Here is a 20,749-nt window from a genome sequence, read left to right as displayed (position 1 = left end):
ACGACATCGATGCAAGGCGAGTCAGGTCTCGCCGGTCACGAGAGCGCGGCGTGGGCTCGACGGCGGGTGAGCCAGGCCGCCAGGGCGAGGGGCGCCGCGAACTGGAGGAGTTGCGGGAAAGCGATGCCGGCGGGCCCGAGGGAGCGGGGGAGGCCGACCATGACGGTGCCCATCTTCTCCGCGGTCTTGGGGGTGGCGCCGGTCCAGAGGCCGCCGCAGACGAGCGCGGTGACGAGGGCGGCGGTCATGGGCCAGCGGCGGGCGAGGTCGCAGCGCCTGGCGAGGCCGATGAAGGCCAGGACGACCAGCAGCGAGGCGGCGACGATGCAGCCGACGACGTAGCCCTGGGCCACGAGATGCACCCACGGCGCGGTCTCGTACTCGTCCAGCGGCGGGAGGTCGAGGAGGGTGTCGAGGAGCGCGCCGGGGCCGAGCAGCAGGGCGGCCGCGACCACGATGGCGAGGAGCGGCGGCAGGACTCCGAAGGTCCAGACGGGATGTCGGGCCGCGAAGCTGCGGGCGCGGAGTTCCCGCGCGGCGGATTCGGCGACGAGTTGCGGCGAGCCCAGCCGTTCGAGCGGGCCGGGGACGGCAGCGGGGCCGGGGGCTTGTGGAGCGTCCTTGCTCATCGGGTTCTCCCATTCATCCGTGACGTGGTCCGACAGTTCCCGGAGGAGGCGTGTGACGTAACGCCGGGGGAGCCGTCGCGTTTGAAGTTCGGTGCGGAGCTGATCAAGCCAGTGCTGCGGATCCATGGTCCCCCTCCCCTCCCTGCAGGGCGCGGTTGATGGCTTCGGAGACGCGTTCCCAGGTGGAGATCGATTCGGCAAGTCGGGCGCGGCCGCGGGCCGTGGTTTCGTAGACGATGCGGGTGCGGGCTCCGGCGGCCTGTTCGCGGGCTTTGAGAAGCTTGTCCGCTTCGAGGCGATGGAGGATGGGGTAGACGCAGCCTTCGCCGAATTCGAGGTGGTTGCCGGTGGCGAGTTTGATGGCCTGGACGAGTTCGTAGCCGTACATCGGCCGCTGGGAGAGGAGGCGGAGGATCAACAGCTCGGGGACGCCGTTGAGGAAGGGTGGGTTGCTGGTTCGTGGTGGCATGCGGGTTGTTGCCTCAAGGTTCGAGGCGTTTTACCTCGAACTTCGATGTAATGGAAGAGCGATCTGGCCGATGCAGCCTCCATAGCTCAAACCCCACGTGCGACGGCAGCCTGAGGTCAAGGGGCCAAAAAACAACGCAGGCCCCCTTGCCGCCGGAGGCACTTCCATGAGGAACCGGTGTAAGCGACGGACGTCCCCTTTGTGGTACCAGCGATGAGGACTCCCTCGATTCACACCGCTCGCTCCTTGATCCCCGCGGGTTGGTGAGGGGGCATACGGCACGGCGTCCGCGCTTGGACACGCTCTCCTTCAGACATCTCTCGACGGCCAGGCCTCCGGCGGGCAAGGGGCATTCTGCCCCCTGCACCCCCTGACCAGGGTTCCCCTGGACCCGGTGGGCCGACAGCGTTGGAGTGAGCGATGGAGGTCCGTTGGCCCAAGACGCCGTTCGAACGATCCGATCAAACCGCCCGCGACTTCTGTGACGATTGCGCCACATGTTGCCAACTCTCACCACGACCATACCCACGATACCTTCGCAAACCTCTTCCCCTTTCATCCACCACCCCCAACACCCCACGATTGCCCCCAGCCCCGCCACAATCCATCCTTGATCGCGTCCGGTGATCCCCGCGGCTCCCCCCTTCCCACGCCGCGAACCCGGCACCTGCGAGGCCCAACTTGCGCTGGCCCTGGAACCTCTTCAAAAACGGACACGCCTCCGCCAACGCCTCGCCCTCCGCGGTCCGCATGACCTGGGCCACGAGCCGCGTCGGCCGCTCCATCTCCCGCACCGGCCTCCTCCTCCGCAAACAACTCTGGGTCTTCCCCCTCCTCGCCATCGCCTTCCTCGGCCTCGGCGGCTTCTTCGTCCGCGCCGCCATCGAGCGGACCATGAAGAACAACCTCGGCTCCCAGCTCCAGACCCTCCTCGGCGTCGAAACCTCGATGCTCCAGACCTGGTTCAAAGTCCAGGAAGCCAACGCTCTCGCCCAGGCCAACGACGCCCAGGTCCGCGAACAGATCGAGGAGCTCCTCAAGCTCACCGACCCCGATGCCGGAGAGGTCACCACCGGCACGCTCCGCACCTCCCCGATCCATAAACTCATCCACAAAGAGCTGGCCCCCACCCTCTCCACTCACGACTACTTCGGCTACTTCGTCTCCGACAAGACCGGCACCATCATCTCGTCGGACGCCCCGGAGCTGATCGGCGTCGCGGAACGGCCCATTCAGATCGAGCAGCTCGTCGCCAAGGTCCTGAACGGGGACACCGTCGTCATCCCCCCCGTCGCCAGCCGGGTCCTGATGAAGGACGAAAACGGCAAGCTCCGCTCCGGCGTCCCCACCATGTGGGTCTGCGCACCGGTCCGCGACGCCACCTTCCAACCGATCGCCGTGCTCGGCCTGCGCATCCGCCCCGAACGCGAGTTCACCGGCATCCTGCAGCTCGGCCAGTTCGGCGAGTCCGGCGAGACCTACGCCTTCGACCACACAGGCCGGATGGTCTCCAACTCCCGCTTCGATGAAAGCCTCGCCCTGCTCGGACTGATTCCCGACGAAGCGGGGCAGCATTCGCTTCTCAACGTCCTGGTCCGCGATCCCGGCGGCGACCTCACCGCGGGTTACCGCCCCACGCAGCGCCGGGCCAAGCTGCCGCTGACCCACATGGCGGCCGAAGCCCTCGCCGGACGCGACGGAATAGACCTCGAAGGATACCGCGATTACCGCGGTGTTCCGGTCGTGGGGGCCTGGGCCTTCCTGCCGCATTACCAGATCGGCATCGCAACCGAGATCGACCGGGCCGAAGCCTTCCGGCCGCTCGCGATCCTGCAGTGGACCTTCGCCGGGCTCCAGACGCTGCTGGCCCTCGCGGCGGTCGCCATCTTCGTCTTCAGCATCATCGTGGCCCGGATGCAGCGGGCGGCCCAGAAGGCGGCCCTCGAGACGCAGAAGCTCGGGCAGTACACGCTCGAGAAGAAGCTGGGCTCCGGCGCGATGGGGATCGTCTACAAGGGACACCATGCGGTGCTGCGGCGGCCGACCGCCATCAAGATGCTGCAGGTCGACCGCGTGAACGAAGGGACGATCGAGCGGTTCGAGCGGGAGGTGCAGCTCACCTGCCAGCTCAACCATCCCAACACCGTCGCGATCTACGACTACGGGCGGACGCCGGAGGGGCTGTTCTATTACGCGATGGAGTACCTGGACGGGATCGACCTGCAGGCGCTTGTCGAGAAGTACGGGCCGCAGCCGGAGGGGCGGGTGATCCGCATTCTCGAGCAGATCTGCGGATCGCTCTATGAGGCGCACTCGCTGGGGCTGGTCCATCGGGACATCAAGCCGGCGAACATCATGCTGAACCGCCGCGGCGGGGAGCCGGATGTCGCCAAGGTGCTGGACTTCGGTCTCGTGAAGGCCGTTGACGAAGAGAAGCAGACGAACCTGACGGCGGCGGGGTCGCTGACGGGGACTCCGCTCTATATGTCGCCCGAGGCGATCCAGTCGCCGAACTCTGTTGATCCGCGGAGCGACCTGTATGCAGTGGGGGCAGTGGGGTATTACCTGCTGACGGGGAAGCCGGTCTTTGACGCGCAGAACATTGTGGACCTGTGCCAGCGGCACGTGACGGAGATCCCGGTGGTGCCGTCGGTGCGGCTGGGGCGGGCGGTTTCGCCGGAGTTGGAGGCGGCGTTGATGGCGTGTCTGGAGAAGTCGCGGGCTAAGCGGCCGCAGACGGGTCGGGATCTGGCGGCGAGTCTGTCGCGGGTGCCGACGTCGCAGTCATGGTCGATTGACGAGGCGGATGCGTGGTGGGGGCGGCATGAGCGGAGTGTGATTACGGGGAAGCCGAGTGATACGGCCGTTCCGCCGGCGGGTTCGGCGATTACGTCGACGGCGAGCTACGCGCAGACGGTCGTGACGAACGAATAGCGCCGTCCCCGCCGGCGCAGCGCCCATAGCTCAAACCCAACGTTCCACGGCAGCCTGGGGTCAAGGGGGCCACGCCCCCTTGCCGCCGGAGGCACTTTCCTGAGGATCCGTGGGACACAACGGGCGTCCCCTTTGTGGTCCCCGCGTTGAGAACTCCCCCACACCACACCGCTCGCTTTGCAATCCCCGCGTCATCGGAGATGGGGGCATCCGACACCCGTCTCGCGCTTGAACAGCAGCTCCTTCAGACAACTCTCGACGGCCAGGCCTCCGGCGGGCAAGGGGCATTCTGCCCCCTGCACCCCCCGACCAGGGTCCCCCTGGACCCGGCTCGGAATGCGGTTAAACAACTGCATCGTCCGGCGTATGTCTGAGCAGCTTCTTACGCAACCGTTGCGCACCGACGTCGATCCGTCTCCCACCAACCAACGGGCCACCATGACGACCACATGCCACCGAGGCCTCGGCGTTCTGATCCTGGCCGTGATTGCGGCGGTCCCCGTCACCGCCTCCGCAAGTGGCCCCTTCGGCGGGTCGGGGGGAATCCCTGTCCTCACCAGGGAGACGATCGCGGTCATCGCAAGATCCCGGAAGGCAGTCGCCGCCTACAGCCCGACGCTCGGGAAATGGACGCGAGTCGAACTGGAAGAACCCCTCGAACCAAACGCCTCGCTCACGGTGGGCAACGGCTTCGCGGTGTTTCAGACCAGCAAGGGGGTGTACGCCTACAGCGCGGTGACGGGCGTCTGGGGCCAGCTGCCAGTTTCCAAGCCCGTCAAGAACCAGTTCGCCATTCAGGAACAGATGGTCGTGGTGACGGACGGGGATTCACTCTGCGTGTTCGGACGGAACGCGACAGAGTGGTCCGCCGTGAAGCTGGAATCGGGAGAGATCACCCGCCCCTAGACCGGCTCGCCTTCGATCAACGCCATCACTCCTCAACAACGGGAGGGCGAGGCTCCCGCCGAGCCGCTACGGTGGCCGAAGCGATCACCTCGGCGTGTTCCAGAGTGCCCTGAGGAGAAGTGGAACGCGGCAACGGACGCTCGCGGCTCAGCAGGAGCTTCGCCCTCCCGCTGGTGGCGATCACGCTTCGTCTGGTCCGGAAGGCCGTTCACGTCGACTTACGGATCCGCCGGCGAAGCAGGACGTCGCGAAGAACAACGGCGTTGTTGTGCTCTTCGTCGCGGGCTCCGTAGAGCAGGACGAGGTGGTGCTTCGCCGGGAGAGACCGGAGCTCTTTGAGGTCGTCCTTCTTCTCCGCGAGCTCGGCGGCATAGCGGATTCGGAACTCGTCCCAGCGGTCTTCGCGGTGGCCGAACCAGCGGCGGAGTTCCGCGGTGGGGGCGATCTCCTTTCGCCACTCGTCGAGGTGGAGCGAGTCCTTCGAGACACCACGGGGCCAGAGTCGGTCGACGAGGACGCGGTATTCGCCGGCGGCCGCCGCCTTGGCCGCGGCGTAGGCGCGGGTGATGGAGATCCGGGGCGAGCGTTTGGCCATGGGAACTCCTGGCGAGAAGGAGAGCCGGCGGCGACGGACTCGGGCGTTGCGGCGGTCAGCAGCAGCCGGTGGGGTTGTCGCTGGTGGGGCCGCAACCCGTGATGCCGCACTTATCCGGGGCGAGGCAGTCGGTCTTTTTACCGACGAGGGTGAACGTGAAGGCTTCGTCCGAGAGGTCGAAGTCGTCGACCGCGTATTGGGCGGCGACGTCGGTGCCGTATTCGATTTCGACGGGGAGGTCGGGGGAGTCGAGGACTGGTTCGGCGAGGTGCAGGATGTCCGAGAGTTTGGCGGCGGTGAGGCGGTGGTGGGTGTCGTCGGCGACCCAGGTCTGGAGGAGGCAGGAGGCGGCGTGACGGCGGGTGCCTCCGCAGTCGATGAAGTGCTTGTCGATGCGGCCGACTTCGGTGACGTGGAAGTGGGCGGGGATGAGCGTGCCGCCGGGAAGCTGGAACTGGATTTGTCGATCGCCGCCGCGGCGGAGGACGAGGTGGAACTGCTGGATGTTCACGGCGGGTTGTTGTGTGGTGAGGGAGTGATGTAGCGCGGCGCGAACATAGTCCGCGGTCGGTCCACGTGGCAAGTGGCGTCCTTGCCGGAGCGGTGTCCATAGCTCAAACCCAACGTGCTACGGCAGCCGGGGTCAAGGGGGCCTCGCCCCCTTGCCGCCGGAGGCACTTCCATGAGGAACCGTGGGACACCACGGACGTCCTCTTTGTGGTACCGGCGTTGAGGACTCCCCCCACCACACCGCTCGGTTTGCAATCCCCGCGTCTTCGGTGAGGGGGCATCCGACACCGCGTCCGCGCGTGGACACGCCCTCCTTCAGACATCTCTCGACGGCCAGGCCTCCGGCGGGCAAAGGGCCAGAAAAACAATACAGGCCCCCCTGCACCCCCTGACCAGGGTGCCCCTGGACCCGGCTCCTGGAACGCTTACTGCACAACCGGGGTCTTTAACCGCGCGAGGTAACTTTCAATCGCCGACCAGTCACCACGCGCCGTCGCGATCGCCACATACCCGTCAGGCCTGACCAGCCACATCCCCCCCTCCACAAACGGCTCCCGCACCGTCTGGTCCACCACATCGCCGTACCGCTCCATCACCGCCGCTCCGGCAACACTCCGCTCCCCATAAACCACAAACCGCGGCGCCGCACCAAACACATCCGCCGTCACCGCCCCCGCCTTCTCCACCGGCGCCCGATCCCCCGCCGCGGGTCCGTGCTGATGCCGCCCTCCCGACACCGTCAACGGACTGTGCGGATACCCGATCCCCAACTCCGTCAGCTTTGTCGCCAGCTTCTCCCGTACCCCCGCAAACCCGAACACCACCCCCGCCACATGATTCCGAATCCCCTGCAGCACCCCCGACCGCAGCGTTGCCACCATCGTCAACCGCCCCGCATCCGCCAGCACCTGCTCCCCCACCGCTCCCCGCTCCACGCTGTAACTCCCCAGCAACGGCTCCGTCGCCGCCAGCCCCCGCTCAACGAGCGCCAGCTTCCACGCCAGATTGAACGCATCCTGCATCCCCGTGTTCATCCCCTGCCCACCCGCCGGGCTATGCACATGCGCGGCATCCCCCGCCATGAACACCCGCCCCGCCCGATAGTCCGCCACCTTCCGCTCATTGATCCGGAAGGCACTCAGCCACACCGGCTCCGATACCACCAGCCCCCCCGGCCCGCGCCGATCCACCAGCGCCTGCACTGCCTCCAACGTCGGCGCCGGCGGATGCGGGTTCGTATGCCCATCCCCCACATCGGCAATCACCCGGAACCGCCCCGGCGAGATCGGAAAGCTCACCAGCACCCCATCCGCATGCCAGAAGATATTCACCTCCTCGCCATGCTCGAACGCCCCATGCAGATGCACGTCCGCCAGGATCCAGTCGCTCGGCATCGTGCTCCCGGAAAACGGAATCCCCAGCCCGTGCCGGATCGTGCTGTGCGCCCCGTCACACCCGATCAGCCACGACACATCGAGCGTCTCCCCCCGCCCATCCGGATGCCGCAGCGTCGCCGTCACGTGCTCCGCTCCCGGCACGAACTCCGTCAGCTCCACCGGCCGTTCGACGACCACACCCCAGGAGCGGAGCTGCTCCTCCAGGAGCCGCTCGGTATCGCACTGCGGCAGCATCAGTGCGTAGGGATGCGGCGTCGGCACATCATCCAGCGGAAGCCGCGCGATATGCCGCCCCCCGCCATAGAAGTTCGCCGCCGTCACCCGAAACCCGGCTTCCAGAAACGCCCGCGAGTACCCGCCGCGATCCATCAGCTCGAGCGTCCGGCTCCACAGGACGAGGGCCTTCGACTTATCCGTCCGCTGCGGCGCCTTGTCGATGATCCGAACCGGAACCCCGAACCGAGTCAGTTCCGCGGCCATCGTCATGCCGACAGGACCGGCGCCAACGATCAGAACGGCGGGCTGCATCGATCTCTCCTCGAAGCGATTCAGAGCGGTCCACCGGTTTTAGGAAGCGGACGCGACGACGACAACGATGGAACTCTCAAGGCCCGAGAGAGCCGGATTGTTTTCACACTCCACCTCCCATCGACGTACGATGGGCCGGCTCCCCTTCTCCGGAGGACCGGTCTTGCTCCGCCGAATTCTCGCGCCGTTCCTGGTGGTTCTGCTCCTGCTCCTCGGTCGAGCGGCGTCAATCGCGGTCCGCGAGTCGCGTCGCGAGGGCGAGTTGAGTCGTTGCCTGTTTGCGGCCCGGGCGATCGGGATGGCGACGCAGAATCGAGCCGACACAGGGAAGTGCTGGCCGGCCCTGAAAGACCGCCGGGAGAACGCGCCGCTGGGCTGGCGGACGGAGCTCTGGAACTTCATTGAACCGGCCCGGGCCCGGACGCCCGAAGAACTCAGGGCGTTCCCGGCCGGGATCTTCCACCTCGGCGATCCGGCGTCGAGCGCGACGAACGTCTATGCGATTGTCGGTCCGGGGACGGCGTTCTCACCGGAGCAGCCGTGCGACTTCGATGAGGCGCCGGCGGGGACGCTGCTGTACGTTTCGGGACGGCCGTCGGTCGAGCCCTGGCATCGGGCGGGCGATGTTCGGATCGAAGACCTGGACCAGGAGGGAAGGTCCATCAGGGAGGTGGTCGGTGAAGCGATTGAGGGACGGACGTTTCTCCTCTACCGAGACGGAGAGGTGAAGGTGGTCGACTCGTCGGAGCCCGCCTCGGAACTCGCTCGTCAGGCGCGTTGGCGTTCTCGCACAGCGAGATGACTTGCGCAGGCCGGGTCCGGCACCCGCCTGCGGAACTGATGACGCCCGGTCCCTCAGGATGGACGGGCCATCCAGCCGATCTGCCGTTCAGGCGGTCGCGCCATTCTTTCCGAGCGTTCGCTTGGCCTTCTCCGCCGCGCGGGACTGCGGGAAGAGCCGGACCACCTGCCGCAGGGTGCTGACGGCCGCATGCCCGTCCCCTCCCTTGGCAAAAGACCGGGCCTGTTCATAGAGCTCCTGGGCCCGTTCCTCCTCCCCTCCGGTCGACTCGTCGGCCACTTCGAACTCGTCGATCGAAGGAACCTCCTCGTCCAGGGGCGCCGCCGGTGGAGAGAACGCCGGCCGGACCATCGACGGCGGGGTGAATGCAGGGGGCGCGAGCGGCGGCGGAGCCGGCCGGTACGAGGGAGCGACCGATGGGGATGGTTGCGGAGGAACCGCCGGAGCGAAGGCCGCCCGCGGCGGAGCGGCCGCAAAGTCGGCGTCCCGGGCCGAAAGTGTCTCCCCGGCCGAGTCGATCGCGGCCAGCAGCTTCTTGCTCGCCAGGTTGACCGCTTCGATGATCCCGGCTCCGGACAGCAGGACCGCGGCGATCAGGAACAGGACGAAGGCTTCGATCTCATGAATCGCGCTCCGTGCTGCACCGAGCAGTGCGATCCCGAAGAAGAGGGCGATGGTGCAGAGAGCGATCAGAATAATCCGCATGATGAATTGCCGCCTGGCCCCTTCGATGCCAAACCCGTCACCCGCGAAGGGGGCCCGAGAGAGTCCCAGTTTTGTACGGCGTGATGAGGACGGTCAAGGATCGCCTGGAAGGGATCGCTGTCCCGTTCACTCGGCCGCGCGGGTCTTCAGCGGCGGCTCGACTCGAACGGCCAGACCTTCGGCACGCCAGGTCTCGATGATCTCCACGGCGGCGACCGCGCTGATGTCCCGAGCCAGAGGCTCGCCGCTGTCGAGAAAGGTCCGGGCGGTGCTTACGCCGGCCTTCTGGACTCGCGACAGCTGCAGGATCGCACGATTGCGCGTTGTCGGGTCGGGATCTGGCCAGACCGTGTACTTCGTGGAATCGGCCGCGAGGGCGACCTTCTCGGCGAAGAGCACGTACGCCTCCGCCTCGACCCGCTCGACGATCGTGTCCACGAGCATCCGCAGGCGGCCGCCCGGCGTCTTTGCATGCCACGCCTTCAGGTCCTCTCCCAGGACGATGACAGGGGATAGGGAGGCATTCGAATCGTCCGAGACGTCGTCGGAGAGTTCCTCACAGAGCTGGACGTCCGAGTTCTTCAGCCGATTGAGAAGGGAGGCTTCCTCGGTCGACCGGACACCGACTGGCTTTCCGTCGAAATGCAGTCGTCCGGGGAGCAACTCCAACTCGATTTTCGGGGTGACGTTCTGTGCGAGCACGATCTGGTGGACGGCCCCCGCCCGATCGACGACGTCGAGGAGGATCGTCCCACCGTCGAGGGCCAGGGCCCCGTCGACGATGGTCAGTCGATCGGAGGTCGTCATGACGTGGGGCCTTCTCTGGACGTCTCACCGGCGGCGGCTCGCCTCCATCGCCAGTACAGAAACGCGACCCAGATGACCCAGATCGCGACAATGACGCCAGCCAGTTGCCAGCCAACGGCCACCGGGTCGTGGAAACCAATCTCAGCCAGCCCCCGCGAAACGTTCCCGCTGGCCTGCAACGCGACGAACAGCCCGACGCACAACCCGCCGGCCCAGAATTCCCGAAGGAACTGCCGTCGGGGACTGAGGTGCCACCAGCTCAGACAGAACCCCTGGTCGATCTTCGGCCGCGGCGGTCCCGAAAGAACCGAGATCAGGAATCCGGCGCCCCAGATGACCACCATGCCGGCCCCGGCCACAGCTCCGTATCGCCCGGCAACCACCTCCTCCTGCTCTTCCGTCAGCTGACCCGAGAGGAGGACTTCGACATGAACGTAGGCCGCGCCCGGGACCAGAACGAACCAGACCACCGTGACGATCAACGCAACCTTCCACCAGGACATGGCCCTCTCCCGCAAGGGAACACGGCGGTCGTCAACGAGGCGGCCCTCACGCCGGGCCGAGCAGGCGCTCCTTGGCCCGCTGGAACTCCTCCTCGGTGAGGGCCCCCTGGCTGCGGAGTTCCGCGAGCTGCGAGAGCTCGGCAACCCAGCCGGCGGCTCCCTTGGCGGAGGACCGGATCATCGGCATCCGGGCTTCGATGAAGTCGCGGATCGACTCCGCGAGCTCGTTCTGGCCGGCGAACATGAACGTGTTCTCGTCCGAAGCGGCCGAGAACACGCCTCCTCGCGACTCGCTGCCGCCGGGGACCGTGAACTGCAGGTAGCCGTTCGTCATCGCCGACTTCTTGAACTGGATCGCCCGGATCGAGGCGATCGGGATCGTCTTGGTCCCCTGGAGCCCCTTGGTCAGGAAGCCGAGAACCCCCTGCGGCGTGATGCGGACCTTGTCCTCAAAGACCTCGAGGATCTCTCCCACGCCGGCCATGGTGTGAACGGGAGTCATGATGCTTCCAGACGCTTGAAACGTGTTCGGCCCGCGGGCCCGTGGAGGTTCATCATCGGCAATGGGCCTGCCCGGCACAACGGGCCCGCGGGCCGGATCCGGCCTCAGTCAACGACGCTGTCTCGACCGCCCGGCGAACTGGTAAAACGACACGCATCGCGGAAGACCACTCCCGCTGGAGGAACACGCCATGTGGCTGCGTCACGTTTCGTTCCTGCGATCGGACCGAAGATCGTTGGAAACGGTCCTGGACTTCGGACTGGCGATGGCCGCTCTCGCGATCCTTTCCGGATGCGATGAGGCCCCGGCCCAGACTTCGAAAGAAGCCTTGTGGCGCGAGAAGTACGAGATCGAACACGCCTGTCCGTTGCTGCGGGACTCGCTCGCCAACGGTCTGGTGACGAAGGCCCTCGAACAGGGGTACGCCATCGAGTTCCAGCTGGTGAACAAGCCTCGTGAGGTTGAGCCTGAGGATGCCCGCATCCTCGACATCGACTTCCGCACCGCGGGAACCGCCAACGTCACGCTCGTCTGGTACGCGGGGCGGTTTCGAAACTGACCGATCCCCTCCGCGCCGCCCTCCCGCCCCTCCCGATCAGGCAACGACTGATGCCCGCTCCTGTCACAAGCCGACTCTCCATCACCGTCACCCTCCTGGCGGCCCTCCTGATGAGCGGAGTGCAGTCCACGGATGTCCCGCGAGCGGCGGTGATCGACACGGTCGCCGCGGAGGGAAAGCCCGCGGCCCCGCTCTACAAGATCGTCGGCGTGGAGGGGCGGCCCCTGCGAGACGTTCTCAGTGAGGAGCTCATCGAGGAAGTCATCGGTCGCGGAGGACGACTCCGCATCGCCGCCAGCCAGCCCGGCGACGCGGCCGCCGAATGGACCGTCGTCCGCGGGGGCAGTTTCCGTCCCGGCGAGACGGTGGTCCTTGAGGTCGCCCGAATCCCGCCGTAAGCGGGGCGGTGGTCGGCTCCGACGATGGAGGAAATCGGCCCCTTACAGCCCCGTCGGATTCGGCTCCTGAAACCCCGGCGGCAGGCGTTCGAGGACGATTCGCAGCCGCTGGTTGTCGTCCTTGAGAGGCAGGCGCCGGTGCTCTCTTCGGTAACCCGGTTTTTCGACGACGAGGTCCAACACGCCATGTCGAACCGGCCGGTGTGTGCCCGACTCGGAGAACGCTCCCGCGGCGTCCGAGGTTCCCCCGGTTCCAAGGCCGTAGCCCTCCAGCGCGACTCCAACGCGTGCGTCAGGAATCGGAGCGCCGTCACCATCGACAACAACCCCCGAGACGGTCGAGTAACCGTCACAGCCCGACAGGCAGAACAGCGCGGCCACCATCACACCGTTCCTGATGAGCATCGCTGAAGCTTTCGGTTGGAACACGGTCCCGGCGTCACCAGGAAACCATCCTACCAGAAACCGCTCATGGAGAACGGAGCCGCGACGGCCGGGAGGGCGAAGCTCCTGCTGAGCCGCGCAGGTTCCGAACCGGGCGCGGTTCTTCGCTCGATGGTCTTGTGACGTCTCGGAGGGATCGGACGCGTCCGCCACCGCCGCGGCTCGGCCGGAGCCTCGCCCTCCCGGGGTTCGCGCGTCGTCTCGACCTCTGCACGCCCGTCGGCCTCTCGCGATGATCGAGCAGCAGGACCTAACAGCCTCGTCGGCCGGGAGGCACGATGTCGAAAGCGGTTCGCGACGGACGGACTCGGCTCTGGACCAGCATGTACCGAGGGACATGATCGGCGTCAGTCGCGCTGGGATTCCTGACCAGGACCCCGGTCACGGCCAAGGCGTCGTCCGACCACGTCCAATAGCCCTTGTTCTCGATCACGACGCCGATCATTTCCTCCCGGGACTGATAGCCGCCGTCGGCCGACAGGATGAAGTGGGTGTACTGCGGACCTTGATCATCCGTTCCAAAGATTTGGGGACGCCCTGCAGGAATTCCGTAGCCTTTGAGGCACACGGTCTGCCCGACGAACTGATCCAGCGTGCCGGCTTGCGCGTGGGTTCTCAGGCTCACCCGCGCGACGCCGCTTTCCGTTTCCGCGTGATAGAGCGCCACGGACCAGAGTCCGCCGATGGCGAAACAGACGACCGACGCGATCGCCAGCCCCGCGCCGCGCTGGATCGGTTTGACCGTCAGCGCGACTCCGCAACAGATCGCAACCGCGACGCCTCCCCAGGGAAACGGAAGCAGAAGTGCCAGAGCGCACAGAATGAACCGCGATGTGGATGCGAGCCGAAGAGAGTGCATGGCGTCGTCAACCCTTTCGACCATGGGACGTCGCCTCGATCATACCACACCAGAGCCCAGCCGGGCCGAATCGCGCACGCAAGTCCGCCTTCGGTGCCGATAGAGCCGGCAGCATGGCCGACTTTCCTCTTATCGCACCGCGGCACGACGACCTCAATCGCCGCGCGCAAGTGCTGCTTCCGCAGTCGCGGCGGCAGCAGATGGTGCTGCTCCGGTTCCGCGAGCCTCAGTCTCGACACCGGTTGTGGGACTTCCTGCGGATCCGGCTCCTTCGCGACGACTTCTCGGCGTGCGAGCCGACCGTCGTTCCGCCGCGACTCCAGGCGGAGTGCCCGCGGTGTGGAACGATCATGCTCCGCACCGGCAACGGCTTTGCATTCCGGTGCCAGAACCGACCCTGCGCGAACCGCGGCAAACTCTTCTCCGCCGCTCCGCCCCGCGGTGTCGTGAAGCTGCTGTTCCCGACTGACCTCACCGCGGCCGATGGAAAACACACGGGCCTCGTTCTCGTCCTGGACCGTCGATACGAGCCGACCGTGCTGGCGCGGGTGCACCGGACGGCGTGTCAGCTGGGGGAAGTCCTCGGCGTGGGGGTGCTGTGACAGGTGTCAGGAAACAGGGGACATCCGCCGGGGACAGGAATTGCCGCCGTGCGCAAGAGAACGGCCCAAAGGGCCAGAGGTTCGTCCAGCCAGGGCCATCGGCCCTGGAACGTCGTGCGACAGAACAACGACAGGCCCGACGGGCTGACCATTCGGTTCCACTGTGTGGCCTTCGAGCCATGGGAACCGAACGGTTGGGCCGAAAGGGATCTCAAAACGATCACCACCAGGGCCGATGGCCCTGGCTGAGAGAATGAATGGCCCTTCAGGCCGCCGAATCCCACGCCAAGCGAATCCCACACCTGACGCCTGATCCCTCATGACACGACTCTGGCACCGACTGCGGCTGTGGCTCCACTCCCGCCGCGAGCTGATCCAGTCCCACCTCCTGCTGCAGGCCAGGGTCGCGCGACTGGAGGAGCACGTCACGCTCCTCGAACGTCAGCGGGATACGGCCATCGACTGCCTCGACCGGCTGAAGTGGATGGCGTGCGCGGACTCGGCGGCGGCGAAGGGGTTTATCGAGCACCTGGGGCCAGCCCCCCGGGCAGACTGAGCCGTTGGAGGAAAAACTTCGCGTCGCGCGGCCGTATCTCTCCGGACAAGCATTCACGAGGCCCACAGTGTTCATCGGCCGGTCGCCGCTCTGATGAAAGCCCTCCTGACGCGCATCACGGTCTCGACCCTCGCCGCCGCGGCGACGGTCTGCTTTGCGGTCTACGTCATCAGGGATCCGTGGAACATCCGTGATGGGCTTTTCATTGCCGATCTGGTCGACGCGTACCCGTACTTTCTCCTCACACCGACACTGGCGCTGGCGGCTCTCTATTCCGGCTGGCATTACCGACGGATCCGCCGCTGGATGATCGGCCTGCTCGTCGTGTTCGGAATGCTCAAGGAGTCCCGCGACTTCATATGGCAGATGGACCACCTGCTGATCCCCATCGCCTACCAGCGGAACCGCGTCGCCCTCGTTGCATCGACGACCAGCTTGTTCATCTCGCTGCTCCTGCTCGCCGTTTCGTCTTACCGCCGTACCAGGGGACTCCAGAGACCTGACAGTCGCGCCGATGGTTGACGCGCAACCGTTCGGAGAAGAGATGGAGGGAAGGCATACGACACGTTGTCCGCGTTTGGACACGGACCCCTTCAGGCGTCTCTCGACGGCCAGGCCTCCTGCATCCCCCACCAGGGTCCCCCAGGCCCCGGCTCCTGGGCTCTCCCCCTCTACCTTCCGCCTTCCGCCTTCAGCCTCTCCTGAGCCTCTCCTCCCCCGGCCGATTGACTGGCAAAGGAACCCCCAATGCCAATCGCTCCCTCGTTCGCCGACACCTTCCAGCCCCGTCGCCAGTCCACCGTCGCCTCCCCTTCCCCGCTTCCGCTCGGCCTCGGCTCCGGAGCCACCAGCGACCTTGCCCGCGACCTCCGCCTCACCCGCGAACAAGCCCGCCATTGCCGACTGTGGAACTTCATCGCCATCGACGCCAACGCCCAGAAGGCGGCGGAGGATACGCCGCACGTCGGCTATCTCGTCGACGGCGAACGGGTCGCCGATCCCGGACACCCGCTCGCCCGCCTCTTTGCCTACTGCAACGAAGTCGACTTCTGGCAGGGGCTCGCCTACGAGATCTTCCTTCAGTTCGGCCTCTTCCGCCGCGTCGTCCTCTGGGCTGTCCCCGACGGTCTCGGCCTCCCCGCGGAACTGTGGGTCATCCCCACCCCCTGGGCCGAGGCCAAGACCGACCGCGACGGGGTCGCCCGCCGCTGGACGATCACGCCCGGCGGCGGCGCCCCCTTTGACGTCGGCGCCGACGAAATCGTCTGCATCCAGGGCAAGCACCCCACGAGCAAGTCGGTCCCGCTCAGCCCGACCGAAGCGGGCGCCGAGTGGATTCTCTCCAGCGAGATCATCGAGCGGGCCCGCCACCAGACCTATGAGCACGGACCGCTGCAGTCGATGCTGATCGAGATCGACAAGGAGGTCCATCATTCGGTGACGCCGGAGCTTCTCGACGCCATCGGCGAGAAGTTCATGGCCCGTTACCGCGGCTTCGCCCAGGCGGGCCGGCCGATCGTTCAGCCGCCGGGGGTCAAGGCGGTTCCCTGGTCGGTGAAGCCGAACGAGATGCTGACCGGCGAGCAGGCGGACCAGCTCCGCGACAACGTCCTGGCGCTCCACAAGGTGCCGCGGTTCGCCGTCGGCATCGCCCACGACCTCAACCGGGCCACCGCCGAGGTGAGCGAGCGGGTCTGGTACAACACCGCCATCAACCCCATGCGGCGGTACATCGCCGGGGCCCTGACGGAGCACCTCGCCAGGCGGTTCGACCCCGACCTCCAGGTCTGGTTCGAAGACCTCGTTCCCGACGACGCCGAAGCCCGCCGGCTCGACTTCGCCGCGGATGCGAAGGAAGGGATCGCCTCGCTCGACGAGCTGCGAGTCCAACGCAATTACGCCCCGCTGGGAACCCCCGAAGCCCGCCAGCCGATCCTGCTGACGCGAGTGGCGAGTCCCCCCGTCGCACCGGCCGACAGCCGCGACGAGACGGAACAGGGGACCAACGCCCCGGCCGACTGATCAAAGAATATCCCCGCCGGACGGACATCCTTTGCTCAACCCATCGGCGTCTGTCCGGAAAGTTGGTGGCACTTCTCGGTCGGCGAAGCCTGATCGCCGGGGACCGGGAGGGCGAAGCTCCGGCTGAGCCGCGAAGGTTCGCAAACACCTTCCCTCCATCACATGGACGTGCCGCCCCTTCTCCGGAGGAACGGCACGGCTCTCACTGGGTGAGGGTGACGGGGCGATCGGAGACGTTCTCCACCGCCGCGGCTCGGCCGGAGCCTCGCCCTCCCGAAGTCTTCTCTCGATCCTCCCGTTGGAGTTCTCCACCGACTCTCCAGACGCACACAGGGGGCCTCCCGGCCTTGCAACTTCGGTCACCGCTCCTCAGCTTGGGGTTTCGTCGCTCGACTCGCCCTCTCCTGTCGTCCGTCTTCTGGAGCTCCACTCACCCGATGCGACATTCTCTCTTCGCTGCGATCGCCAGTCTCCCCCTCCTGACTTCCTCTCCCGTAACCGCCGACGATCTGGTTCCCATCGCACTGAAGTCGACGCTGACCGATGTTCAGCCGATGACCGGGATCGTCCTGTGGAGCACGAACGAGAAGGTCGAGACGGCGCCGATTCAGCTTGAGTATTCGTACCTGACCTACTCTCAGGTCGTCCGCGAGAAGGGGACCTACGACTGGAGCGCGGTCGAGACGTTGCTCGATACCGTCGCCCGCCGCAAGCACCAGACGATCCTCCGCTGGCATGACACCTACGTCGGCCAGCCGAGCGGCGTCCCCGCCTACATCCAGGCCCTTCCGGACTACAAAGGCCAGACCGCTCCGAGCGAGAAGAAGCCGACCGGGTTCCCAGACTGGTCGCACCCGGAGCTGCGGCGGTTCACGCTCGAGTTCTTTACGAAGTTCGCCGAACGCTACGACCGCGATCCGCGGCTCGCCTTCGTGCAGGTCGGGTTCGGCCTGTGGTCGGAGTACCACATCTACGACGGCCCGATGGTCCTGGGGAAAACCTTCCCCTCGCTCGACTACCAGGGGGAGTTTGCCCGGCACCTTGCCGCCACGTTCCGCGAGACGCCGTGGATGATCTCCGTCGACGCCGCCGGCGATCAGGCTCCCTATGCCGCGAGCCCCGAACTGCTCGGGCTGCGGTTCGGCCTCTTCGACGATTCGTTCAATCACGCGAAGCACAAGGCGTCGAACGAGCCGAACTGGGTCGCCTTCGGGCTCGACCGCTGGAAGCGGTCCCCCACCGGGGGCGAGTTCAGCTTCTTTGAGAAGAAGGACCAGCGGCTCGCACTCGCCCCGAAAGGACCGCACGGCATCCCCTTTGCCGATCACGCGGCGAAGTTCCACATCTCGTTCATGATCGGCGACGGACAGCCCGACTATCAGAAGCCCGACGTCCTCCGGAAGGCGGGACTCGCCTGCGGATACCGGTTCGAGGTGACCCGCTTCGCCGCCGCCTCCGACCGGTCCGAAGTGACGATCACCAACCGCGGCATCGCGCCGTTCTACTACGACGCCTACCCCGCCGTGAACGGCGTCCGCTCCGGCGAATCCCTCCGCGGCCTGCTCCCCGATGAGTCGCGCATGTGCAGGATCACCGCCGGCGGGACCGCCCCCAAGCTGACGATCGAGTCGGACCGGCTGGTGCCGGGACAGGCGATCTCGTATCAGGCCGGGCCTTGAGGAAGAGAAGAGGATAAGGGGGCATCTGACGCCACTTCCGAGTTCGGATACCGATCGCTTCCGATGGTTTCCGAGGGCCAGGCCTCCGGCGGGCAAAGGGCATTCTGCCCCCTGCACCCCCTGACCAGGGTCCCCCTGGACCCGGTTCAACGGTCGCTCGGCAACGCGAACGCGTCCGGGATGCCATCGAGGTTCGGATACGTCGGCTTGGCAAGGCCGTCGATCCCCGCCTGCGCACGGCGGATCTCAAGCTGCGAGAGCGACAGCCGTCGTCCCCCGTCCGTCCGGAAGTACAACCGCGGAAGACGCAGCGTGTCGATCTTCGCCCGCAACTGGCGCCACAACTGCTCGGCACTGCTCCCGCCGTACGTGCTGGTCACCGCATCCGGCTTCTCGTCCGGAGCACTCACCACCAGCATCGGATTGCCGTGCTCGTCGACGATCGAGATCCGCACGGTCCCGGCCTTCCCCTCCTTGTACTCCTCCGCCCGGTCGGTCGTATCGAGCGCCGGCCGCGACTTCCCTGTCACCAGCCCCGGCCGCACCCCGATGTTGAGCCGCGCCCCGAGCTGGGCATCGGGCCGGATCTGCATCCCCCGCTGCGCCAGCATCGCCGCGAAGGCCTCGATCGTCGCCTCCCGCTCCCTGTCCGGAAGATTGCCGGCGACTTCGATCCGGACCGCCTGCCCCGGATGCCAAGCGAAGCCTCCCCCGCGCGCGTCCCGCAGCTGCTCCGCCGCCACCGGGTCCGGAAGCGTCACCGCCGCCAGGACCGCCTGATGGCCCGACAGCTTGTCCGACTGCCCCAGTTCCCGCCCCGCCAGGACCCGCCAGTACCGTCCGTCCGGGCCCGCTCCGCACCACGTCCCCGGCTCATAGCGGACGAGCCACGTCTTGAGGTCGAGGTCCACCAGCATTCCGGAGGGGAACAGCAGCTGCCGCTCGCCGACCCACGCGGCATCCAGGAGCTTCTGCACTTCCTGCGTCTGCCGGTGCTGGAGGACGAAGGCGTCGCGGATCTGGCCGGTCGAGAGATCGACTTCGGCAATGTGAACATCCGAGTGCGGATTGACGACGACGATCGCGGCCGAGCGCCCCGCGCGGGAGAACGCGACCCGCGCGAGCCGCTTTCCCGCGAGGTCCGGCTGCGGGCTCACCTGCTGGTCCTGCGTGAACCACGCTTCCGGCAGCGGGCTGACGCCGGCCACCGTCCCGTCCGCGGTGGAGTACCAGCCGATCCCTTCGCCGATGAGGGCCGCCACCCACTTGCCCCCGGGCGATGTCGAGGGGAGCGCCTTGACCCCTTCGATCAGGAACGCCTCGCGGCCCGACGGAACGTCGAAGCCGCGAAGCCGGTCGCCGGCGAGGACCAGCAGCCGTTCCTCAGAGGGGAACGACAGCCAGGAGATCCCTTCCATCGGGGCATCGACGTCGATCGAGGCGGCCTCCGTGCCGTCCGTCTTGAAGAGGACGACTCGCTTCTCTCCCCCTTCGCCGCTGCCGCGGAGGGCGAGCTGTTTGCCGAGGGGGCTGAGGGCGACGACGGGGGCCTGCCGGTCGCCGCCGAAGCTCCCCGGGATGTCGACCTTTCCGAGCTGTTCGGACTTGTCGAGGCTGTACTGGAGCCACTGGGTTCCGTCGCCCCGGCGATCGAGGACGGCGGCGGTCGCCGCGGCGGGGGAGGCGAAGGCGACGACCGCGTCGCGGTTGGGGGCGCCGAAGAACGACTGCAGGCCGGCGGGGGGCGGAGGGGCGGTGTCGACGGTCACCTTCCAGAGCTTGGTGTCGGCTCCGGTGGGGGGGGCGTACGGGACGAAGGAGTTGGGGCCGCGCTGGGGTTCGCGGGAAAGGGCGATGGGGGGAGCCGTGGTGCCGCTGCCGCCGCCGATCATCACGATGAGGATGACGATGAAGAACAGCGCCACGACGCCGCCGATCGCGGCCGGGATGACCCACGGGGGGATCTCGGTGTCGTCGGAGGCGGGTTTCTTTTTGGGCTTCGCGGGCTTTTTGGTCGTCTTCTTGACGGGGCCGGAGGAGCCTCCGGCGGGCGATTTGCGTTTCTTGCCGGGGGTGGTGTCGAGATCGGCGGCGGAGTCGTCTTCGTCGAAGAGGTCTTTGTCTTCGAAGTTGAGGCCGGTGATGGCGTCGACCGGTTTGGGGCGCTGGAGGCGGACGCGTTGCTTGCAGTGGGGGCAGGGACGCGTCTGTCCGAAGGCCGATTCCGGGACGTTGAGCGTGACCCCGCATTGGGGGCAGGGAACTGATGGCACTGGTCCGCCTCCGAGAGCACTAGCCGCAGCAAGAGGTTGCAGAATGACAGAAGGCGGGTCGGAATTCGAG

At 66.9% G+C, this 20,749-nt stretch carries 22 protein-coding genes; 10 read left to right on the top strand and 12 right to left on the bottom strand.

The genetic code is table 11. From position 1 onward, the window contains the following. Positions 1–35: 35 nt before the first annotated feature. Positions 36–755 carry a hypothetical protein gene (locus VT03_RS21990; protein WP_075094988.1) on the bottom strand — a complete coding sequence of 240 codons (720 nt, stop codon included), beginning with the start codon at positions 753–755 and terminating at the stop codon, positions 36–38. After that, positions 733–1,098 carry a PadR family transcriptional regulator gene (locus VT03_RS21985; RefSeq protein ID WP_075094987.1) on the bottom strand — a complete coding sequence of 122 codons (366 nt, stop codon included), beginning with the start codon at positions 1,096–1,098 and terminating at the stop codon, positions 733–735. Before VT03_RS21985 ends, VT03_RS21990 begins: the two co-directional genes overlap by 23 nt. Before the next feature lie 681 nt (positions 1,099–1,779). Here VT03_RS21985 and VT03_RS21980 point away from each other — a divergent pair. Next, the gene (locus VT03_RS21980) at positions 1,780–4,032 is read left to right on the top strand and encodes a serine/threonine protein kinase (RefSeq protein WP_197489043.1); all 2,253 of its coding nucleotides are present in this window, start codon (positions 1,780–1,782) and stop codon (positions 4,030–4,032) included. 438 nt (positions 4,033–4,470) lie between these two features. After that, the gene (locus tag VT03_RS21975; RefSeq protein WP_075094986.1) at positions 4,471–4,938 is read left to right on the top strand and encodes a hypothetical protein; all 468 of its coding nucleotides are present in this window, start codon (positions 4,471–4,473) and stop codon (positions 4,936–4,938) included. Between the two features lie 208 nt (positions 4,939–5,146). On the opposite strand, the gene VT03_RS21970 is transcribed toward VT03_RS21975, so the two are convergent. From VT03_RS21970 to VT03_RS21960, 3 genes are all read right to left on the bottom strand, one after another. Further along, positions 5,147–5,533 carry a DUF488 domain-containing protein gene (locus VT03_RS21970; protein ID WP_082846426.1) on the bottom strand — a complete coding sequence of 129 codons (387 nt, stop codon included), beginning with the start codon at positions 5,531–5,533 and terminating at the stop codon, positions 5,147–5,149. A gap of 55 nt (positions 5,534–5,588) precedes the next feature. Beyond that, complete coding sequence (locus tag VT03_RS21965) at positions 5,589–6,044, bottom strand: DUF6428 family protein (RefSeq protein ID WP_075094985.1); 456 nt, start codon at positions 6,042–6,044, stop codon at positions 5,589–5,591. A gap of 424 nt (positions 6,045–6,468) precedes the next feature. After that, positions 6,469–7,968 carry an FAD-dependent monooxygenase gene (locus VT03_RS21960; RefSeq protein ID WP_075094984.1) on the bottom strand — a complete coding sequence of 500 codons (1,500 nt, stop codon included), beginning with the start codon at positions 7,966–7,968 and terminating at the stop codon, positions 6,469–6,471. A gap of 163 nt (positions 7,969–8,131) precedes the next feature. On the opposite strand from VT03_RS21960, the gene VT03_RS21955 reads away from it, so the two are divergent. Continuing rightward, positions 8,132–8,770 carry a hypothetical protein gene (locus tag VT03_RS21955; protein WP_156514686.1) on the top strand — a complete coding sequence of 213 codons (639 nt, stop codon included), beginning with the start codon at positions 8,132–8,134 and terminating at the stop codon, positions 8,768–8,770. 87 nt (positions 8,771–8,857) lie between these two features. On the opposite strand, the gene VT03_RS21950 is transcribed toward VT03_RS21955, so the two are convergent. From VT03_RS21950 to VT03_RS21935, 4 genes are all read right to left on the bottom strand, one after another. Beyond that, positions 8,858–9,475 carry a tetratricopeptide repeat protein gene (locus tag VT03_RS21950; RefSeq protein WP_075094982.1) on the bottom strand — a complete coding sequence of 206 codons (618 nt, stop codon included), beginning with the start codon at positions 9,473–9,475 and terminating at the stop codon, positions 8,858–8,860. Between the two features lie 126 nt (positions 9,476–9,601). Then, a complete protein-coding gene (locus VT03_RS21945; protein ID WP_075094981.1) occupies positions 9,602–10,282 on the bottom strand; it encodes a hypothetical protein in 681 nt (226 codons plus the stop codon). Continuing rightward, positions 10,279–10,785, bottom strand: coding sequence for a hypothetical protein (locus VT03_RS21940; protein WP_075094980.1), 507 nt, complete (start codon positions 10,783–10,785; stop codon positions 10,279–10,281). Before VT03_RS21940 ends, VT03_RS21945 begins: the two co-directional genes overlap by 4 nt. Positions 10,786–10,831: 46 nt before the next feature. Further along, complete coding sequence (locus VT03_RS21935; protein ID WP_082846425.1) at positions 10,832–11,287, bottom strand: DUF4429 domain-containing protein; 456 nt, start codon at positions 11,285–11,287, stop codon at positions 10,832–10,834. A gap of 190 nt (positions 11,288–11,477) precedes the next feature. On the opposite strand from VT03_RS21935, the gene VT03_RS21930 reads away from it, so the two are divergent. Then, positions 11,478–11,846: a hypothetical protein gene (locus VT03_RS21930; protein WP_075094979.1), complete on the top strand. Its 369-nt coding sequence runs from the start codon at positions 11,478–11,480 to the stop codon at positions 11,844–11,846. A 50-nt stretch (positions 11,847–11,896) separates the two neighbouring features. Further along, positions 11,897–12,244, top strand: a complete 348-nt coding sequence (locus VT03_RS21925; protein WP_075094978.1) for a hypothetical protein — start codon at positions 11,897–11,899, stop codon at positions 12,242–12,244. A gap of 42 nt (positions 12,245–12,286) precedes the next feature. Here VT03_RS21925 and VT03_RS34330 read toward each other — a convergent pair whose 3' ends face one another. Together VT03_RS34330 and VT03_RS21915 are read right to left on the bottom strand one after the other, a co-directional pair. Then, positions 12,287–12,628 carry a carboxypeptidase-like regulatory domain-containing protein gene (locus tag VT03_RS34330; RefSeq protein ID WP_197489042.1) on the bottom strand — a complete coding sequence of 114 codons (342 nt, stop codon included), beginning with the start codon at positions 12,626–12,628 and terminating at the stop codon, positions 12,287–12,289. A gap of 310 nt (positions 12,629–12,938) precedes the next feature. Then, the gene (locus VT03_RS21915; protein WP_156514685.1) at positions 12,939–13,547 is read right to left on the bottom strand and encodes a hypothetical protein; all 609 of its coding nucleotides are present in this window, start codon (positions 13,545–13,547) and stop codon (positions 12,939–12,941) included. A gap of 113 nt (positions 13,548–13,660) precedes the next feature. Here VT03_RS21915 and VT03_RS21910 point away from each other — a divergent pair, with 113 nt between their 5' ends. The 5 genes from VT03_RS21910 (at position 13,661) to VT03_RS21890 (ending at position 18,406) form a co-directional block, all read left to right on the top strand. Then, entirely contained in the window at positions 13,661–14,149 is a 489-nt protein-coding gene (locus VT03_RS21910; protein WP_075094975.1) for a hypothetical protein, read from the top strand. A gap of 319 nt (positions 14,150–14,468) precedes the next feature. Beyond that, entirely contained in the window at positions 14,469–14,705 is a 237-nt protein-coding gene (locus tag VT03_RS21905; protein WP_075094974.1) for a hypothetical protein, read from the top strand. A 93-nt stretch (positions 14,706–14,798) separates the two neighbouring features. Next, complete coding sequence (locus tag VT03_RS21900; protein WP_075094973.1) at positions 14,799–15,227, top strand: hypothetical protein; 429 nt, start codon at positions 14,799–14,801, stop codon at positions 15,225–15,227. Between the two features lie 225 nt (positions 15,228–15,452). Next, entirely contained in the window at positions 15,453–16,727 is a 1,275-nt protein-coding gene (locus VT03_RS21895) for a phage portal protein (RefSeq protein WP_075094972.1), read from the top strand. Positions 16,728–17,164: 437 nt separating this feature from the next. Then, positions 17,165–18,406, top strand: coding sequence for a DUF4832 domain-containing protein (locus tag VT03_RS21890; RefSeq protein ID WP_075094971.1), 1,242 nt, complete (start codon positions 17,165–17,167; stop codon positions 18,404–18,406). A gap of 146 nt (positions 18,407–18,552) precedes the next feature. Here VT03_RS21890 and VT03_RS21885 read toward each other — a convergent pair whose 3' ends face one another. Beyond that, the gene (locus VT03_RS21885; protein WP_075094970.1) at positions 18,553–20,679 is read right to left on the bottom strand and encodes a hypothetical protein; all 2,127 of its coding nucleotides are present in this window, start codon (positions 20,677–20,679) and stop codon (positions 18,553–18,555) included. Positions 20,680–20,749: the final 70 nt, after the last annotated feature.

Origin of the sequence: Planctomyces sp. SH-PL14, assembly GCF_001610835.1 — a bacterium.
GTDB lineage: Bacteria > Planctomycetota > Planctomycetia > Planctomycetales > Planctomycetaceae > Planctomyces_A.
Note: the sequence above shows the minus strand (reverse complement) of the source record. Positions and strands in the feature narration are given on the sequence as shown.

Excerpts from the sequence above, each read along its gene's own strand:
- VT03_RS21900 (WP_075094973.1), top strand. The coding sequence starts at position 14,799 with ATGAAAGCCCTCCTGACGCGCATCACGGTCTCGACCCTCGCCGCCGCG.
- VT03_RS21975 (WP_075094986.1), top strand. The coding sequence starts at position 4,471 with ATGACGACCACATGCCACCGAGGCCTCGGCGTTCTGATCCTGGCCGTG.
- VT03_RS21930 (WP_075094979.1), top strand. The coding sequence starts at position 11,478 with ATGTGGCTGCGTCACGTTTCGTTCCTGCGATCGGACCGAAGATCGTTG.
- VT03_RS21940 (WP_075094980.1), bottom strand. The coding sequence starts at position 10,785 with ATGTCCTGGTGGAAGGTTGCGTTGATCGTCACGGTGGTCTGGTTCGTT.
- VT03_RS21945 (WP_075094981.1), bottom strand. The coding sequence starts at position 10,282 with ATGACGACCTCCGATCGACTGACCATCGTCGACGGGGCCCTGGCCCTC.
- VT03_RS21935 (WP_082846425.1), bottom strand. The coding sequence starts at position 11,287 with ATGACTCCCGTTCACACCATGGCCGGCGTGGGAGAGATCCTCGAGGTC.
- VT03_RS21970 (WP_082846426.1), bottom strand. The coding sequence starts at position 5,533 with ATGGCCAAACGCTCGCCCCGGATCTCCATCACCCGCGCCTACGCCGCG.
- VT03_RS21925 (WP_075094978.1), top strand. The coding sequence starts at position 11,897 with ATGCCCGCTCCTGTCACAAGCCGACTCTCCATCACCGTCACCCTCCTG.
- VT03_RS21985 (WP_075094987.1), bottom strand. The coding sequence starts at position 1,098 with ATGCCACCACGAACCAGCAACCCACCCTTCCTCAACGGCGTCCCCGAG.
- VT03_RS21990 (WP_075094988.1), bottom strand. The coding sequence starts at position 755 with ATGGATCCGCAGCACTGGCTTGATCAGCTCCGCACCGAACTTCAAACG.
- VT03_RS21895 (WP_075094972.1), top strand. The coding sequence starts at position 15,453 with ATGCCAATCGCTCCCTCGTTCGCCGACACCTTCCAGCCCCGTCGCCAG.
- VT03_RS21960 (WP_075094984.1), bottom strand. The coding sequence starts at position 7,968 with ATGCAGCCCGCCGTTCTGATCGTTGGCGCCGGTCCTGTCGGCATGACG.
- VT03_RS21890 (WP_075094971.1), top strand. The coding sequence starts at position 17,165 with ATGCGACATTCTCTCTTCGCTGCGATCGCCAGTCTCCCCCTCCTGACT.
- VT03_RS34330 (WP_197489042.1), bottom strand. The coding sequence starts at position 12,628 with ATGGTGGCCGCGCTGTTCTGCCTGTCGGGCTGTGACGGTTACTCGACC.
- VT03_RS21915 (WP_156514685.1), bottom strand. The coding sequence starts at position 13,547 with ATGCACTCTCTTCGGCTCGCATCCACATCGCGGTTCATTCTGTGCGCT.
- VT03_RS21910 (WP_075094975.1), top strand. The coding sequence starts at position 13,661 with ATGGCCGACTTTCCTCTTATCGCACCGCGGCACGACGACCTCAATCGC.
- VT03_RS21905 (WP_075094974.1), top strand. The coding sequence starts at position 14,469 with ATGACACGACTCTGGCACCGACTGCGGCTGTGGCTCCACTCCCGCCGC.
- VT03_RS21950 (WP_075094982.1), bottom strand. The coding sequence starts at position 9,475 with ATGCGGATTATTCTGATCGCTCTCTGCACCATCGCCCTCTTCTTCGGG.